Source organism: Nonomuraea rosea (genome assembly GCF_039539705.1).
Lineage (GTDB): Bacteria > Actinomycetota > Actinomycetes > Streptosporangiales > Streptosporangiaceae > Nonomuraea > Nonomuraea rosea.
Map to the genome: position 1 here is coordinate 346,416 of NZ_BAABDQ010000001.1, position 16,879 is coordinate 363,294.

The 16,879-nt window shown below is 72.5% G+C and carries 12 protein-coding genes; 9 read left to right on the plus strand and 3 right to left on the minus strand.

From position 1 onward, the window contains the following. The first annotated feature begins 68 nt into the window (after nucleotides 1-68). Entirely contained in the window at nucleotides 69-1,526 is a 1,458-nt protein-coding gene (locus ABEA43_RS01625; RefSeq protein WP_345557858.1) for a glycoside hydrolase family 3 protein, read from the plus strand. After that, nucleotides 1,523-2,383 carry a MurR/RpiR family transcriptional regulator gene (locus ABEA43_RS01630; RefSeq protein ID WP_345557860.1) on the plus strand — a complete coding sequence of 287 codons (861 nt, stop codon included), beginning with the start codon at nucleotides 1,523-1,525 and terminating at the stop codon, nucleotides 2,381-2,383. The genes ABEA43_RS01625 and ABEA43_RS01630 overlap by 4 nt, the downstream gene beginning before the upstream one ends. A 196-nt stretch (nucleotides 2,384-2,579) precedes the next feature. On the opposite strand, the gene ABEA43_RS01635 is transcribed toward ABEA43_RS01630, so the two are convergent. Further along, on the minus strand, nucleotides 2,580-3,350 hold the full coding sequence (locus tag ABEA43_RS01635; protein ID WP_345557862.1) for an IclR family transcriptional regulator: 771 nt from the start codon (nucleotides 3,348-3,350) through the stop codon (nucleotides 2,580-2,582). Nucleotides 3,351-3,452: 102 nt separating this feature from the next. On the opposite strand from ABEA43_RS01635, the gene ABEA43_RS01640 reads away from it, so the two are divergent. Genes ABEA43_RS01640 through ABEA43_RS01665 form a run of 6 tightly spaced genes read left to right on the plus strand, consistent with a single transcriptional unit; the run spans nucleotide 3,453 to nucleotide 9,751 of the window. Next, nucleotides 3,453-4,391 carry an ABC transporter substrate-binding protein gene (locus ABEA43_RS01640; protein ID WP_345557864.1) on the plus strand — a complete coding sequence of 313 codons (939 nt, stop codon included), beginning with the start codon at nucleotides 3,453-3,455 and terminating at the stop codon, nucleotides 4,389-4,391. Continuing rightward, complete coding sequence (locus tag ABEA43_RS01645) at nucleotides 4,388-5,185, plus strand: ABC transporter permease (RefSeq protein ID WP_345557865.1); 798 nt, start codon at nucleotides 4,388-4,390, stop codon at nucleotides 5,183-5,185. The genes ABEA43_RS01640 and ABEA43_RS01645 overlap by 4 nt, the downstream gene beginning before the upstream one ends. Continuing rightward, nucleotides 5,182-5,931: an ABC transporter permease gene (locus ABEA43_RS01650; RefSeq protein WP_345557867.1), complete on the plus strand. Its 750-nt coding sequence runs from the start codon at nucleotides 5,182-5,184 to the stop codon at nucleotides 5,929-5,931. The genes ABEA43_RS01645 and ABEA43_RS01650 overlap by 4 nt, the downstream gene beginning before the upstream one ends. After that, entirely contained in the window at nucleotides 5,924-6,694 is a 771-nt protein-coding gene (locus tag ABEA43_RS01655) for an ABC transporter ATP-binding protein (RefSeq protein WP_345557868.1), read from the plus strand. Before ABEA43_RS01650 ends, ABEA43_RS01655 begins: the two co-directional genes overlap by 8 nt. After that, nucleotides 6,691-8,280 carry a thiamine pyrophosphate-dependent enzyme gene (locus ABEA43_RS01660; protein ID WP_345557870.1) on the plus strand — a complete coding sequence of 530 codons (1,590 nt, stop codon included), beginning with the start codon at nucleotides 6,691-6,693 and terminating at the stop codon, nucleotides 8,278-8,280. Before ABEA43_RS01655 ends, ABEA43_RS01660 begins: the two co-directional genes overlap by 4 nt. A 10-nt stretch (nucleotides 8,281-8,290) precedes the next feature. Beyond that, nucleotides 8,291-9,751, plus strand: coding sequence for a benzaldehyde dehydrogenase (locus ABEA43_RS01665; RefSeq protein ID WP_345557871.1), 1,461 nt, complete (start codon nucleotides 8,291-8,293; stop codon nucleotides 9,749-9,751). Between the two features lie 55 nt (nucleotides 9,752-9,806). On the opposite strand, the gene ABEA43_RS01670 is transcribed toward ABEA43_RS01665, so the two are convergent. After that, the gene (locus ABEA43_RS01670; RefSeq protein ID WP_345557873.1) at nucleotides 9,807-10,655 is read right to left on the minus strand and encodes a bifunctional methylenetetrahydrofolate dehydrogenase/methenyltetrahydrofolate cyclohydrolase; all 849 of its coding nucleotides are present in this window, start codon (nucleotides 10,653-10,655) and stop codon (nucleotides 9,807-9,809) included. Nucleotides 10,656-10,875: 220 nt separating this feature from the next. Further along, nucleotides 10,876-12,225: a carotenoid oxygenase family protein gene (locus tag ABEA43_RS01675; protein ID WP_345557875.1), complete on the minus strand. Its 1,350-nt coding sequence runs from the start codon at nucleotides 12,223-12,225 to the stop codon at nucleotides 10,876-10,878. 357 nt (nucleotides 12,226-12,582) lie between these two features. On the opposite strand from ABEA43_RS01675, the gene ABEA43_RS01680 reads away from it, so the two are divergent. After that, nucleotides 12,583-16,875: a glycoside hydrolase family 38 N-terminal domain-containing protein gene (locus tag ABEA43_RS01680; protein ID WP_345557877.1), complete on the plus strand. Its 4,293-nt coding sequence runs from the start codon at nucleotides 12,583-12,585 to the stop codon at nucleotides 16,873-16,875. Nucleotides 16,876-16,879: the final 4 nt, after the last annotated feature.

The following is a 16,879-nucleotide window of genomic DNA, read 5'->3' on the forward strand; positions in this document are numbered from 1 at the left end:
GTGGTTGTGTCGAGGGCGACGATGACAGAAAATTACCTTCAGATCAACAACTGTGAAGGAAAATGCCGATGAGCGGTGACCTGTACAGACTGGCGATGACCGTGCTGCATCCGGGGTACGAGGGGACCTCCGCCCCCGACTGGTTGCGCCGCGCGCTGGGCGAGGGTCTGGGCGGGGTGGTGCTGTTCGCCCGCAACGCCATCGACGAGCGGCTCGTACGGCATCTGCGGGCCGAGAACCCGGGCACCGTGATCGCCATCGACGAGGAGGGCGGTGCGGTCACCCGGCTCGAAGTCCTGGCCGGCAGCTCCTTCCCCGGTAATAAGGCGCTGGGCGTGGTGGACGACGTGGCGCTCACCGAACGGGTGGGCCGCCAGATCGGCAGAATGCTCGCCGAGCTGGACATCACCCTCGATTACGCGCCTTCCGCCGACGTGAACGCCAACCCGGCCAACCCCGTGATCGGCGTCCGCTCGTTCGGGCCCGACCCCGAGCTGGTCGCCCGCCACACCGTCGCCTACGTGGACGGCGTGCAGGGCGCCGGGGTGGCCGCCTGCGCCAAGCACTTCCCGGGGCACGGGGACACCGTCACCGACTCCCATCTGGCGCTGCCGACCGTGCACGCCTCACGCGAGACGCTGTTCGAGCGCGACCTTCCGCCGTTCAGAGCCGCGATCGGCGCCGGGGTGCGCTCGGTCATGTCCGGCCACCTGCTCGTGCCCGCTCTCGACCCGGCGCTGCCGGCGACGCTGAGCCGTACCGTCATGACGGAGCTCCTCAGGGGCGAGCTCGGTTTCGACGGGATGCTCGTCACCGACGCGATCGAGATGCAGGCGGTGGCCGACATGTTCGCCCCCGGCGAGATCGCGGTGCGCGCGCTCAGCGCGGGCGTGGACGCCATCTGCGTGGGGCTGTCCACCGAGGACAGCCTGCACGAGATCCGTGACGCGGTCGTGGCGGCGGTGCGCGCGGGCGTCCTGCCCGAGGAGCGGCTGGCGGAGGCGGCCGCGCGGGTGCGCGCGCTGTCCGACTGGTACGCCGCCCAGCAGGCGCTGCGCGACAAGGTCCGCGGCGACCTGGACCAGGGCGTCGGCCTGGACGCGGCCAGGGCGGCGCTGACCACCTCGGGCAGCGTCCTGCTGGACCGCGGGCCGCTGGTCGTCGAGGTGAACGCGCGCTTCAGCAAGGCGGTGGACCCGGCCACGCCCACCGGCATCACGGCGGCGCTCATCTCCCTGCTCCCGAACACCGCCAGGGTGCAGATGGAGCCGGAGGGCGAGCTGCCCGCGTTCGACGACCGGCCGGTGGTGCTGGTGGTGCACGACGCCGCCCGGCACGCGTGGGTGCGTGAGACCGTGGCCAGGGCCGCGGCGCTGCGGCCCGGCGTGATCGTGGTGGACACCGGCATCCCCGCCCCCGCGCCCGCCGGGGCCGCGCACGTGGCCACGCACGGGATCTCCCGGGTGTCCGCGCAGGCGGCGGCGGAGTGGCTGACGGGCGGCCCGCAGGCCGGAGCGGGTCAGTGACCGCCGAGGCCGCCAACCCGGTCGCGACCGTACGTGCCGTCCTGCCGTCGCTCACCCCGGCGGCGCAGGCCATCGCCCGCATCATCCTGGACGACCCCGGGCTGGTCGTGCGGAGCACGATCACCGAGTTCAGCGCGGTGTCGGGGACGAGCGAGGCGACGATCGTGCGCACCGCCAGGGCGCTCGGTTTCGCCGGCTACTCGCAGATGCGCTTCGCGCTGGCCGCCGCCGTGGCCAAGGAGCCCGAGCGGCTGGTGCCCGGCGACCTCGGGCCCGACGACCCGCTGACCGACGTGATCGCCAAGGTGGCGCGGGCGGAGTCGGAGGCGCTGGCCGACACCGCGGCGCAGCTCGACCCCGACCAGCTCGGCGAGGTCGTGCAGGCCATCTCGGCGGCGCGGCGGGTGGACGTGTACGGGGTGGCCGCCTCCGGGCTGGTCGCCGCCGACATGTCGCAGAAGCTGCTGCGGATCGGGCTGTCCAGCCATCCGTTCAGCGACGCTCACCTGGCGCTGACCAGCGCGGCGCTGCTGCGCGAAGGGGACGTGGCGGTGGCGATCAGCTGCAGCGGCGAGACGCCCGACGTGCTCGTGCCCGCGCGTACGGCGGCGGAGGCGGGGGCGTTGATCGTGGGGATCACCAACAATCCGCGGTCGTCGCTGGCCGGGCTGGCGCATCACACGCTGGTGTCGGCGGGGCGCGAGACGGCGTTCCGGCCGGGGGCGCTGGCCAGCCGGATCAGCCAGTTGCTGATCGTGGACTGCATCTTCGTGGGACTGGCGCAGCGGACCTACGATCGGGCGGACGCGGCCATCCGGGCTACTCGGGATGCGACTGATCGGTATCGGAACCGCTGACCCCTTTTCGAGTTTCCGCCGACCTCCATGTGACCGCAGTCGGAGGTAACTGTCCCTTTGGAGGGAGAAGGGGGAGGGTGGGCGACCCCGCGACGCCAGGCCGCGGACGGGAGCAGCGAGCGGGCGGCCCCACGGCCCCTGGCGCCAGGCCCGCGGACGGGAGGAGGCGGGTGGGCGAGTTGAGATGCCGGGTTTGTCAGGGTTTGGGGACGGTCAGGGAGGCGAGGTCGGCTTCGATCTTGGTGGCGGTGGCCAGCAGGGGCGGGAGCAGGGTGCGGGCGGCGGCCTGCAAAGTGGTGCGGCTGGCGTGGGTGGAGACGTTGACGGCCGCGACCGTACGGCCCGAGCGGTCGCGGATCGGTGCGGCGATCGAGCGCAGCCCTTCCTCCAACTCCTGGTCCACCATCGCCCAGCCCCGGCCGCGCACCTGGTCCAGCTCCGCACGCAGCGCGGCGGGCAGGACGATCGTCCGGGACGTGAGCCGGCGCAGATCCGCCCGTTCCAGATAGTCGTCGAGCTGTCCGGGCGGGAGCGCCGCCAGCAGCACCCGTCCCATGGACGTGCAGTAGGCGGGGAACCGGGTGCCGATGCTGATCGTCACCCGCATGATCCGGGCCGTGGCGACCCTGGCGACGTAGACGACGTCCTCGCCGTCGAGCACCGCGACCGAGGCCGACTCGTGCACCTCGGCGGCCAGCCGTTCCAGGTGCGGGTCCGCGACCTCGGGCAGTGACAGGCTCGACAGGTAGGCGTACCCGAGCTCCAGCACCCGCGGCGTGAGCGCGAACAGCCGCCCGTCGCTGCGCACGTAGCCGAGGTCGGCGAGCGTGATGAGGAACCGCCTGGCCGCCGCCCTGCTGAGCCCCGTCGCGCGGGCGACCTGGCTGAGCGTCAGCTCAGGCTCCGTGGCGCTGAACGCCCGGATCACCGCGAGTCCGCGCGCCAGCGACTGCACATGATCGACCATGCTGATCCCCCTTGACACGAGCCGACAAAGGCGTAAGTTCCGCGATACGGGGTGGTTCGGTCAGAGAATACATGTGCGCATCGCGAACAAATAGGAGCAACCGTGCGTCGCGCTCTCATCCTCCTCTCCGCCTTACTCGTGACCGCCTGCGGTGGCACGCCGGCCGCGGCGCCCAGTCAGAGCGGCGGAAAAACCAAGGTCAACGCCGGTGTGATCGCCATCGTGGATACGGCCCCGATCCACCTGGGCAAGGCCAAGGGCTTCTTCGACGAGCAGAACATCGACCTCACGATCACCCCCGTCCAGGGCGGTGCGGCCAGCATCTCCGGCGCGGTGAGCGGCCAGTTCCAGTTCGCCTTCGCCAACACGACCTCGCTGCTGACCGCCAAGCAGCAGGGGCTGGACGTGAAGGTGGTCGCCAACGGTGTCTCCTCGACCGGCGAGCAGGGCAAGGACTTCAGCGCGGTGCTGGTCAAGCAGGACAGCCCGATCAAGGCGCCCAAGGATCTGGCGGGCAAGAAGATCTCGGTCAACCAGCTCAAGAACATCGGCGACACGACCGTACGCGCCTCCGTGCGCAACGCGGGCGGCGACCCGACCGGCATCGAGTTCGTCGAGCTGCCCTTCCCCGACGCGCCCGCCGCGCTGCAGAGCGACCGGGTGGACGCCATCTGGGTGGTCGAGCCGTTCGTCAGCCAGGCGCTGAGCCAGGGCGCGCGGGCCGTGGCCTGGAACTTCGCCGACGCCGCGCCCGACCTGACCGTCGCCATGTACTTCACCACGGGCAAGACCGACGCGGACCTGACCAAGCGGTTCACGGCGGCGATCCGCAAGTCGCTGGAGTACGCCGACACGCATTCCGACGAGGTCAGAGAGGTGCTGAAGACGTACACGAAGATCGCCCCTGACGTGATCGCGAAGATCTACCTGCCGAAGTGGCCGGCCGAGGTGAACAAGGCGTCCGTGCAGACGATCGCCGATCTGGCGGTGGCCGACGGCGTGCTGAAGGACAAGGTCGACGTGTCGGCGCTGGTGCAGTGACCGCACGCCGTCCGGGTGCCGCCGCTCTGGCCCGGCTGGGCTACGGCCTGGCCGGGCTGGGGGCGCTGCTCGCGCTGATGGAGGTCGTGCCGCGGCTCGGCCTGGTCGACGAGCGGTTCCTGCCGCCCGCCTCGCGGATACTCGGCACCCTGGCCGCGCAACTGGGCACGCCCGAGCTGTGGATCGCGCTCGGCGAGACCATGCGCGGCTGGGCGCTGGGGCTGGCGATCGCGTTCTGCGCGGCGGTGGTGATCGGCGTGGTCATCGGGATCGTGCCGGGGCTGCGCGCGCTGACGAGCTCCACCGTGGAGTTCCTGCGGCCGATCCCGTCGGTCGCGCTGGTTCCGCTGGCCACGCTGCTGTTCGGGCCGTCGCTCGGCTCGACGCTCATGCTGGTGGTCTACGCGTCGTTCTGGCAGGTGCTCATCCAGGTCCTGTACGGGGTGGCGGCCGTGGACTCCGTGGCCTTCGACACCGCGCGGTCGTACGGGTTGTCGGCCTGGTCGCGGGTCAGGCATCTGGTGTGGCCGACCGCGCTGCCGTACATCATGACCGGGCTCAGGCTGGCGGCGGCGGTGGCGTTCATCCTGGCGGTGACGGCCGAGCTGGTCATCGGCAGCCCCGGGCTGGGCGCCGAGATCCAGGTGGCGCAGAGCAGCGGAGCCGTCCCGGCCGTGTACGCGCTGATCGTGCTGGCCGGGCTGGTCGGCATCGGGGTGAACGCGGCCGTACGCCTGCTGGAGCGCAGGGTGCTGGCCTGGCATCCCGCCGTGCGGTCGGAGGTGGCCGCGTGAGAGCCGTCAACCTGCTGGCACTGCCGGTCCTGCTGGTGCTGGGCTGGTGGGCGATCAGCGGGAGCTCCTTCTACCTGCCGAGCCCCGAGGCGGTCGGGCGGGCGTTCGTGGCGACCTGGTTCTCCGAGCGGCTGGCCGATGACGTGCTGCCGAGCGTGGGCCGGCTGCTGGCGGGCTACGCCGTCGCCGCGCTGGCCGGTGTCGGGCTGGGCGTGCTGATCGGGCTGTCGCGGCGGCTGCGGGCCACGCTGGAGCCGGTGCTGGAGTTCTTCAGGGCCATCCCGCCGCCGGTGCTGGTGCCGCTGATCATGCTGCTGGCCGGGATCGACACCCCCATGAAGGTGCTGGTCATCGTCTCGGGCTGCGTCTGGCCGATCCTGCTCAACACCGTGGAGGGCGTACGGGCGCTGGACGAGGTCCTCGCCGACACCTGCCGCATGTACGGCGTACGCGGCGCGTCCAGAATGCGGCGGTTCGTGCTGCGCGGCGCCAGCCCGCAGATCATGACCGGGCTGCGGCAGGCGCTGTCCATCGGGATCATCCTCATGGTCATCAGCGAGATGTTCGCCAGCTCCAGCGGGCTGGGGTTCACGATCGTGCTGTTCCAGCGGCAGTTCCAGATCGCCGAGATGTGGAGCGGGATCCTGCTGCTCGGGCTGCTCGGCCTGGCACTGTCCCTGATCTTCCGCCGCGTGGAGCGGTGGGTGTTGTCCTGGTACTACGGCAGTGGAGCCGCTCGTGCTTGAGATCTCCTCGTTGAACAAGGTCTACGAGAGCCCGGGCCGCCGGGTCGAGGCGATCGGCTCGATCACCTTCGGCGTCGGGGACGGCGAGCTGGTGTGCGTCGTGGGGCCGTCCGGCTGCGGCAAGACCACGCTGCTGCGGTGCGTCGCCGGGCTGCTGCCGCCCACCGGGGGCGAGGTCCGGGTGGCCGGCACGCCCGTCACCGGCCCGCCGCCGAGCATGGCCGTGGTCTTCCAGGAGTACGGCCGCAGCCTGTTCCCCTGGATGACCGTGCGCCAGAACGTCGAGCTGCCGCTGAAGGAGAAGAAGCTGCCCGCCGCGCGGCGGCGCGAGCTGGTCGCGGACTCCCTGGAGTCGGTCGGGCTCGGCGACGTGGCCGACGCGCATCCCTGGCAGCTGTCCGGCGGCATGCAGCAGCGGGTGGCCATCGCCAGGGCGGTGGCGTACGAGCCGCAGGTGCTGCTCATGGACGAGCCGTTCGCCGCCGTGGACGCGCAGACCAGGGCGGACCTGGAGGACCTGATCCTGCGGCTGTGGCGCGATCTCGGCGTGACCACGCTGTTCGTGACCCACGACATCGACGAGGCCGTCTACCTGGGCCAGCGGGTGATCGTCCTGTCCTCGTCGCCCACCGTGATCATGGAGGACCTGAAGATCGAGCTGCCGCCTGAGCGCGACCAGCTCACCACGCGGTCGCTGCCCCAGTTCGGCGAGCTGCGCGGGCACGTCTACCGCCAGATCCAGCGGGCCAGGGGGACGCGATGACCACGGTCAAGGAGGCCGCGTTCGACGTGCTCAGGCGACACGGGCTGACCACGATCTTCAGCAACCCCGGGTCCACCGAGGTGTCCCTGCTGACCGGGCTGCCGGACGACCTGCGTTTCGTGCTCGCCCTGCACGAGGGCTCCGTGGTCGGCATGGCCACGGGGTGGGCCATCGGGCGCGACGCTCCCGCGCTGGCCCTGCTGCACACCACCGCCGGGCTGGGCAACGCGGTCGGGGCCATCGCCACCGCACGGGCCGGCCGGGTGCCGCTGGTGATCCTGGTCGGGCAGCAGGACCGGCGGCATCTGGCGCTGGAGCCGTTCCTGGCCGGGCGGCTGGGCGGGCTGGCGGGCGACTACCCGGTCTGGGCGGACCAGCCCGTACGGGCTCAGGACGTCCCCGGCGCGCTGGCGCGCGCCTGCCACGAGGCGGCCACGTCGCGCGGTCCCGCGCTGGTCGTGGTGCCGATGGACGACTGGGCGGCGGAGTTCGACGGCGAGATCATGGCGGCCCCGAAGCGGCTGCTGCGCCTTGCGGCCGTGGCGGACCATGAGCTCGCGCCGCTGGTGGAGCTGCTGGCCGGGGCGCGCTCGCCGGCGATCGTCACGGGCGCGGGCGCGGACTGGGCGTCCCTGGTGTCGCTGGCCGAGCGGCTGGCCTGCCCGGTGTTCCAGGAGTCGTTCGGCGGGCGGGCCGGGTTCCCGCAAGACCATCCGCAGTACGCGGGCGTGCTGCCCGCCGACAGGACGCGGCTGCGTACGGTGCTGGGGGCGTACGACGTGGTGCTCACGGTGGGCGCTCCCGTCTTCCGTCAGTACCCGTACGTTCCCGGGCCTCTGGTGCCGCCCGGCACGTTCGTCGCGCTGGTCACCGCCGATCCGGCCGAGGCGCATCGCAGCCCGGCCGACCTGGCCTTTCTCGCCCCGCCCGCCGCCGTCTGCGCCCGGCTGGCGGCGCTGCTGCCCGCCCGCTCCGGTGCGCCGGTGACGCCGTGGGAGGTCCCGGCCGTCCTGGAGCCGCCCGCGGGCGGCCGGCCGTTGCGGGCCGCGCACGTGCTGCGCGAGCTGGCCAGGCGCCTGCCCGCGGACGCCGCGCTCATCGAGGAGACGCCGTCCTCCCGCCCCGACCTGCACCGGCTCGTACCGGCCAGGAACCCGCTCGGCTTCGTGTCGGCCGCGATGGGCGGGCTGGGGTTCGCCGTGCCCGCCGCGGTCGGCCTGCGGCTGGCGCTGCCCGACCGGCCCGTGGTCGCGGTCGTGGGCGACGGGTCGGCACTCTACGGCCTGCACGCCCTGTGGAGCGCCGCGCACTACCGGGTGGGCGCGCTGTTCGTCGTCCTCGCCAACGGCCGTTACGCGGTCATGGACCGGCTGGCCGACAAGCAGGGCGGCAAGGCGCCGTGGCCGCCGTTCACCGAGGTGGACATGGGCGGCCTGGCCAGATCGCTGGGCTGCCCGGCCAGACGGGTGGACACCTACGACGAGCTGACGGCGGTGCTGGACGAGGTGCTGCCGTCGCTGTCCGCCCGCGAAGAACCCCTGCTGCTCGATGTGACCGTGACCGTGGACCCGGATTTCCAGCCCTAGGAGGCTCACCATGACGTTCCTCGACCCCAAGATCTGGACGGGATCGATCTTCGACGGCGGCTGGACGGCCTCGCGGTCCGGAGACGCGCCGGTCGTCGAGCCCGCGACCGGCGACGAGCTCGGCCGGGCCGGCACGGCGGGCGCCGACGACGTGGCGGCCGCCGCCGTACGGGCGCGGAAGGAGCAGCGGGCCTGGGCGGCGACGCCGTACGAGGAGCGGGCGGCGCTGCTGCGGCGGGCCGGACGGCTCTTCGAGGAGCACGCGCAGGAGATCCAGGACTGGATCGTCCGCGAGTCGGGCGGCGTGCCGGGCAAGGCGGGCTTCGAGACCCACGTGGCCGCGCAGGAGTGCTACGAGGCCGCGGCGCTGGCCTCACAGCCGCTCGGCGAGGTGCTGCCGACGGCACGCAAGCGCCTCAGCTTCGCCCGGCGCGTGCCCTGCGGGGTGGTGGGCGTCATCGCGCCGTTCAACTTCCCGCTGATCCTGGGCATCAGGTCGGTCGCACCGGCGCTCGCGCTGGGGAACGCGGTCGTGTTCAAGCCCGACCAGCGCACCGCCGTGTGCGGGGGGTTCTCGATCGCGCGGGTCTTCGAGGAGGCCGGGCTGCCGAGCGGGCTGCTGCACGTCCTGCCCGGCGGTCCCGAGGCCGGGCAGGCGCTGGTCGCCGACCCGAACATCCCCGTGATCTCCTTCACCGGCTCCACCGCGGCCGGGCGCAAGGTCGGCGAGGCCGCGGCGCGTCAGCTCAAGCGGGTGCACCTGGAGCTGGGCGGGAACTCGGCACTCGTGGTGTTCGACGACGCCGACCTCGAACCCGCCGTGTCGGCGGGCGCGTGGGCGTCGTTCTTCCACCAGGGGCAGATCTGCATGACCTCCGGCCGGCACCTCGTGCACGAGGCCGTGGCCGACGAGTACGTCGAACGCCTCGCCGCCAAGGCCGCGGGCCTGCCGGTCGGCGATCCGGCCACCGGCCAGGTCGCGCTCGGCCCGCTCATCGACGCCGGGCAGCGCGACCGGGTGCACCGGCTGGTCACCGAGAGCGTGGCGGCCGGGGCCAGGCTCGCCGCGGGCGGGACCTACGACAGGCTGTTCTACCGGCCCACCGTGCTGGCCGGGGTGACGGCGTCCGCGCCCGCGTACGCGGAGGAGGTGTTCGGGCCGGTGGCGCCGGTGATGACGTTCTCCTCGCTGGAGGAGGCGGCGGCGCTGGCCGCCGACTCCGAGTACGGCCTCTCGCTCGGCATCCTCACCCGCGACGTCATGAAGGGCCTGGCCCTGGCCGACCTGGTGCCGACCGGCATCGTGCACATCAACGACCAGACCGTGGACGACGAGGCGGTGGCCCCGTTCGGCGGGATGGGGGCCTCGGGCACGGGCACGCGGTTCGGCGGGACGGGGGCGAACATCGACGCGTTCACCGAGACGCAGTGGGTCACCATGCAGGGCGACGTGGCCGCCTACCCGTTCTAGCCATCGTGGCGATACCGGGGAAACGCCCGGTATCGCCTCCGCCGGACGGAGTCGCCTATGGGAGCTGCTCGGCCGCCTCCACCACGTTGGACAGCAGCAGGGCGCGGGTCATGGGGCCGACCCCGCCGGGGTTGGGCGTCAGGAACCCGGCGACCTCCGCCACGTCCGGCGCCACGTCACCGGCGATCTTGCCGTCCACCCGGGACACCCCGACGTCGAGCACGGCCGCGCCCGGCTTGACCATGTCGCGGGTGATGAGCCCGGGCACGCCCGCCGCCGCCACCACGATGTCGGCCCGGCGCACGTGACCGGCCAGGTCCTGGGTGCCGGTGTGGCAGAGGGTCACGGTGGCGTTCTCGCTGCGACGGGTCAGGAGCAGCCCCAGCGAGCGGCCCACCGTGATGCCGCGGCCGACCACGGCCACCTCGGCGCCCTTGACCGGCACGCCGTATTCCTGCAGAAGCAGCACGATGCCGTGCGGGGTGCACGGGAGGGGCGCGTCGACCATGTGGACGAGGCGGCCGAGGTTGACCGGGTGGAGGCCGTCGGCGTCCTTGGCCGGGTCCATCCGCTCCAGCAGGGCCATCGTGTCGAGGTGCTTGGGCAGGGGGAGCTGGACGATGTAGCCGGTGCACTCAGGGGAGGCGTTGAGCTCGTCGATGGCCGCCTCGACCTCGGCCTGGGTGGCGGTCGCCGGAAGGTCGACGCGGATGGAGGAGATGCCGACCTCGGCGCAGTCGCGGTGCTTGCCCGCGACGTAGATCTGGCTGCCGGGGTCGTCGCCGACGAGCACGGTGCCCAGGCCCGGCGTGATGCCGCGCTCCTTGAGCGCGGCCACCCGGGTCGCGAGGTCTGCCTTGATCTTGGCGGCGGTCGCCTTGCCGTCGAGTTTCACTGCGCTCATGCCGCAATCCTTCCATGCCTCCCGCAGGTCCCCGTCACGCCCTCCCGCCGATCCCCGTGCGGCGTCGTCTCCGTGCGGCGTCGTCTCCGTGCGGCGTCGTCTCCGTGCGGCATCGTCTCCGTGCGGCGTCGTCTCCATTCGGTACGGGCTTCGCGGCTCGTCACCCGGACAGGCGTGCGACGACCCCGCCCACCCCCTGGCCGGCCACCGGCGACGCCGCTCAGGCCGGGACCCAGTTGCCGTGGAAGCCGGCCGGGACGCGGACCGGGACATGCACCTCGGCCAGCGGCGGCGCGGCCAGGTCGGCGGCGTTCAGGATGGCCAGATAGCCGCGGTCGGTGGCCCGGTCGTGGGCGAAGGTCATCAGGTAGCCGTCGTTCTCCCCGCCCGCGCCCGCTGCCACGAACACCGCCTCGCCGCAGGTGTGCCCGGCCGGGAAGCGGTGCACCGCCCGTGCGCCGCCGTCGGCCAGGTCGTAGGCGTAGATCTCCGACCGCTCCGGCTCGGCCGTCAGGGCGAAGCTGGTGGTGTAGCCGTAGCGGTGCGGCAGCCCGATCGTGCTGTCGGCGACCCGCGGGTACTCGCTGGGAGCGTCGTCGATGGGACCCTCCGCGACCGTGCCCGCACGCGGGTCCAGGGTCCAGCGGTACAGCGTGGGCAGGCCGCCGCCGACGTCCTCGGGGCCGCCGCGCCACAGCGACGGCACCCGGGTGCCGGTGACCGTGATCGTGCCGGTGGCGGGGTCCTCGAAGGCATTCATGGTGTGCCAGACGTAGCACGGCGCGATGTCGAACCAGCGTACGGGCGCGTCGTCGCCGGCCGTGCGCGGCAGGACGCCGAACCTGGCCTGATGGGCGTCGTCCCAGCGCCATGGCAGTGCACCGGCGGCGGCCTGGGCCGCGTCGAAGACGACCGGCAGGTCCAGGAAGATCACGTGATCGCGGGTGACGGCGAAGTCGTGCATCATCGTCGCCCGCGGCACGTCGATCACCCGCGTCTGCACCACCTTCCCCGTAGCGTCGGCGCGGTAGTACGTCAGGTACGGCGGGCGCAGCCGGTAGCCGAAGAACAGCAGCTCACCGGTGATCGGGCAGGTCTTCGGGTGCGCGGTCATCGGCGTCTGCAGCGTCCCGTCGAAGGTGTAGGCCCCGATGGTGGCCAGGTCGGGCGTCACCTCGTACGGAAAGCCGCCCTCCTCCAGCGCGAACAGCCTGCCCGCGTGCGCGATCAGGTGCGTGTTGGCTGTGGTCACCCGGTAGTCGATCCGGCCTGTGCCGGGATCGAAGGCGAGGGCGAACCGGGACTCGCCGGGGTGCTCGTACATCGGCGTGCGGACGTACCGGTTGCGGTACCAGCGCGCCCGGCCGCCATCCAGCGCGATCGTGTGGATCATGCCGTCGCCCGCGAAGGAGTGCGGCGACCAGCCGGTGCGCGGGTTGGGCCCGTTGCGGAAGAACTGGCCCGACAACTCAGCGGGGATCTCGCCCGTCACCTTGGTGGGCTCCAGCGTCACCTCCTCCGCGACCGGCGCGTTGTTGCCCGCGAGATGCAACGGGACGGTCTCGGCCATGGTGGATCTCCTGTCGTCGTGATCGGGGGGACGCCGACCACCATGCGCGGAGAAATCCGCAAAAAACAGTCTTGTTCTCCCGGACGCCGTCAGCCGGACGGCGTACGCGCAGGCCAGGGCGGTGCGAAAATCTTCGGCGGCAGGCTCGGACGGAGGGTGGGACGCCACCTATCCGCGCGACCTCTTACGCGAGAGCTCCTCACGAGTTGCCCTTCAGGAGTTATCCACAGAGGCCAGGCAGCCGCCTCCGGTTATCCACAGGCTGTCACTGACATCGTTGTCATTGATCTTGGAAGGGCTTAGTGTTACGGGCGCCAGCAACATGCTCACGGAGGTCCCCCCTTGCCTTTCCGCCTGTTGTCCGCAGAGTCGACCGACCTGTTCATAGGCTCGCCTGACGAGCCGCGTCAAGTGCTGCGCGTCACCGTCGCCGAGGCCGCGCGCGAGTCCTCGCTGGAGCTACACGGCGACGGCGTCCGGCTGGCCGCGCCGGTGACGGTCCCGCCCGCCGCCGGCGTGCTGGAGCTCCCCATGGTCGTGTCGGCGCCCCCGGGCACCACCGTCCCGTGCCTGCTCACGCTGGACGGGGAAGAGTCGCTGGAGGTCGCGGTCACGGCGGAGGAGCCGGGCTGGACGATGTTCATGGTCTCCCACTTCCACTACGACCCCGTGTGGTGGAACACGCAGGCCGCCTACACCACCCCCTGGGAGCTGCTCTCCGCCGACGCGACGACCAGGCCGTTGTACGAACACAACGCGTTCGCGCTGGTCGAGGCGCATATCGAGCTGGCGCTGCGCGATCCCGACTACCGTTTCGTGCTGGCCGAAGTCGACTATCTCAAGCCGTTCTTCGACGTCCACCCCGAGCGGCGGGCCGACCTGCGTGCGCTCATGGCGGAAGGCCGGGCCGAGCTGGTCGGCGGCACCTACAACGAGCCCAACACCAATCTGACCGGGGCCGAGACCACCATCCGCAACCTGGTCTACGGCATCGGCTACCAGCGCGACATCCTGGGCGGCGACCCGCGCACGGCGTGGCAGCTCGACGTGTTCGGGCACGATCCGCAGTTCCCCGGCTACCTCGCGGCGGCCGGGCTGACCGGCAGCGCGTGGGCGCGGGGGCCGTTCCACCAGTGGGGGCCGATCAGCAAAAACTTCAAGGAGGCGAAGAACGACGCGGCCCTGATGCAGTTCCCGAGCGAGTTCGAGTGGATCGCGCCGTCCGGGCAGGGGGTGCTGACCCACTACATGCCGGCCCACTATTCGGCCGGGTGGTGGATGGACTCCGCGCCGTCCCTGGAGGCGGCCGCGCAGGCGGTCTACGACCTCTACCGCTCGCTCAAGCCGGTGGCCGCGACCAAAAACATCCTGCTCCCGGTCGGCACCGACTACACCCCGCCCAACAAATGGGTGACAGACCTCCACCGCACGTGGGCGGCCCGTTACGTCTGGCCCAGGTTCGTCTGCGCCACGCCCGCCGACTTCCTGAACGCCGTACGCGCCGGCATGTCGTCCTTCAGCCCGCAGACCCGCGACATGAACCCCATCTACACCGGCAAGGACGTCTCCTACATCGACACCAAGCAGGCGCAGCGCGCCGCCGAGGTGGCGGCGCTGGACGCCGAGCGGCTGTCGGCGTTCGCGGCCGTGCTCGGTCTGGGCCGCTACCCGCACACGGCGCTCGACAAGGTGTGGCGGCAGCTCGCGTACGGCGCGCACCACGACGCGATCACCGGCTCCGAGTCCGATCAGGTCTACATCGACCTGCTGACCGGCTGGCGTGAGGCGCACGACCTGGCCGCGGCCGCCCGCGACACCGCGCTCGACGCCCTGACCGCCCGGATCGCGGTGGACGGGCGCGCCGTCGTGGTGACCAACACCCTGCCCTTCTCCCGCGACGGCCTGGTCCGGATCCCGCTGCCCGACGGCCAGACCCTGGCCGGCCCGTCCGGGGCCGAGGTGCCCGCCGTGGCCGAGCGCGGCACGCTCACCTTCCTGGCAGACGACGTGCCCTCGATGGGCTGGCGCACCTACCACGTCGTCCCCGGCTCCCCCGGCGGCTGGCGGCAGACCCCGGCCGGCGACGCGGCGGCCCCCGTCACCATCGCCAACGACCGCTGGCAGGTCACGGCCGACCCCGCCCTGGGCGGCACCCTGACCTCGATCACCGACCGGGCCTCCGGCCAGGAGCTGCTCACCGGCCCGGGCAACGAGCTGCGCCTCTACGACGAATATCCCCAGCATCCCGACATGGGTGAGGGCCCCTGGCATCTCATCCCCACCGGCCGCGCCGTGGGGTCCGCGGGGGCTCCTGCGGCGACCATCCTCGTGGAGACGAGCCGGATCGGGCAGCGCCTGATCGTCACCGGCCAGGTCGGCGAGATCGCCTACGAGCAGACCGTCACCCTGCTGACCGGCTCCGACCGGATCGACTTCGCCACCCGCGTGCTCGACCACACCGGCGCCGACCGCCTGCTCCGCGTCCGCTTCCCGGCCCTGGTCGAGGGCGCTCTCCCGGTGTCCGACGTGTCGGGGGCGGTGGTGGGGCGCGGCTTCGCGCTGCCCGACGTGGACTCGGCCGAGCATCCGTGGACGCTCGACAATCCCGCCAACACCTGGTTCGGCCTGTCGGCCACCGCGAAGGTCGATCTCGGGGAGGCGGGCGCGCGGGCGCTGGGCGTCGCCGAGATCGTCGTGCCCACCCTCGCCGACGCCCCGAAGGCCCGTGACCTGGTGGTGGCCCTGGCCCGGGTGGGCGTGACGGCCACCACGTCGTCCGCCCCCGGCACCCGCTACGGCTGGCTGGACGTCGACTCGAACCTGCCCGACGTACGCATCGTCCTGGGCGGCCCCGACGACAACCCGCTGGCCGCCGAGCTGCTCTCCCGGGCCGACCCGGCCTACCTCGACGCCCTCAAGTCGGGCGCCCCCCGCGTGTGGATCCCCGCGGAGCGCCCGCTGGCCGAGGTCTGGCAGCCCAGCGCCGATGTCCGCGACCTGCGCGCCCTGCCCGCCCTGATCGTCTCGGGCTCGATCGCCGACCTGGTGGCCGACCTGGCCGACGCCACGATCGAGGCGGTCTGCCCGCTGGGCGCGGAGCGGCTCGACGACCGTACGGTCGCGCTGCTCACCTACGGCCTGCCCGGCTTCGCGGTGGACCCGTCGGGGGCCCTGCACCTGTCGCTGATGCGCTCCTGCACCGGCTGGCCGTCGGGCGTCTGGCTGGACCCGCCCCACCGCACGACCCCTGACGGCTCGGGCTTCCAGCTCCAGCACTGGACGCACGAGTTCGCCTACTCGCTGGCGGCCGGATCGGGCGACTGGCGGGCGCTGCAGGTGCCCGCCGCCGCGCAGGAGCACATCACCCCGCTCCATGCCCGCCTGGTGGACATCCCCCAGCCCGGCGACCTCCCCCCGACCCACTCCCTGCTCACCCTCACCCCAGCCCGCGACGTCCTGCTCAGCACTCTCAAGGCCACCGGCAACCCCCACGCCCACGGCCTGACCCCGCTGGCGAGCGCCGCCACCACCTCCCCGCCCGGCGATACCGCCGCGCCCCTGCCGAGCAGTACCGCCGAGCCCTCGACAAGCGAGGCCACCGCACCCCTGACGAGCAGTACCACTGCGCCCCTGACAGGCGATCCGGCCGAGCCCATGGTGACCATCCGCCTGATCGAGTCCACCGGCCTGGGCAGCGCGGTCGAGCTGGCCTCCCCCGTCCTCGCCCTGGACGGGCTCACCCACTCAGACCTCCTCGAACACCCCGGCGCCCCGGTCACCAGCCTCCGCCTGACCGGCTCCGAGATCGCCACCTACCTGGCCCCCGCCCCGGCACCACCGGCGGACCACGAGCTCGGCCCCACGACGGAGCAGGCCCAGCCCGTCTACAGCCGCTACTGGCTGCACAACAAGGGCCCCGCCCCGCTCGGCTACCTGCCGATCTCCATCGCCCTCACGCCCGGCCTCGTCACTTCGCCCGAGGGCCCTTTCGAGGTGGAGGCGGTGCTCTCCTCCCACCTGACGGACGAGCCGCACGAGGGCCTGGTCGAGGTGCGCGTACCGGAGGGATGGAGCGCCACCCCCGCCCAGCGCCCGTTCCGTCTCGCGCCCGGCGGCCACCTCCGCTTCCCGGTCACCGTGACTCCCCCGCCGTCCGCCGCCGGGACCGGCGGCCTGTACTTCATCTCGGCCCGCACTTCAGCAGGCGGCCAGTCGATCGAGGACGTCACCACCGTGGCCTTCGGCGCCGCCCCGGAGCTCCCCGTGCCGGGCCCGCCCCCTGAGCACCACATCGCCACCCGAGGCACCAAGTCCACCGAGTCCCGCCCCACCGGCCTGTCCGTCTCCGTCGTCACCGAAGCCCTCACCCTGCGCCCCGGCGACCGCGCCGCGCTCGTACTGCGGCTCACCAACACGACGTCCGACGAGATCCGCGGCGAGGCCCAGCTAGCGTCACCGTGGGGCACCTGGTCCCTGCTTCCGCAGGTCATCCAGGGCTTCACGGTGGGAGCGGGCGCGACCGCGGACGTGTCGTTCCCGGTCGAGGCGCCCGCGGACGCCGCGGACGGCCATTCCTGGGCGCTGGCCAAGGTCATGTGGTTCGGCCGCTGCCAGTACGCCCCGGCGGTCCGGCTGGAGGTGACCCGATGACCCA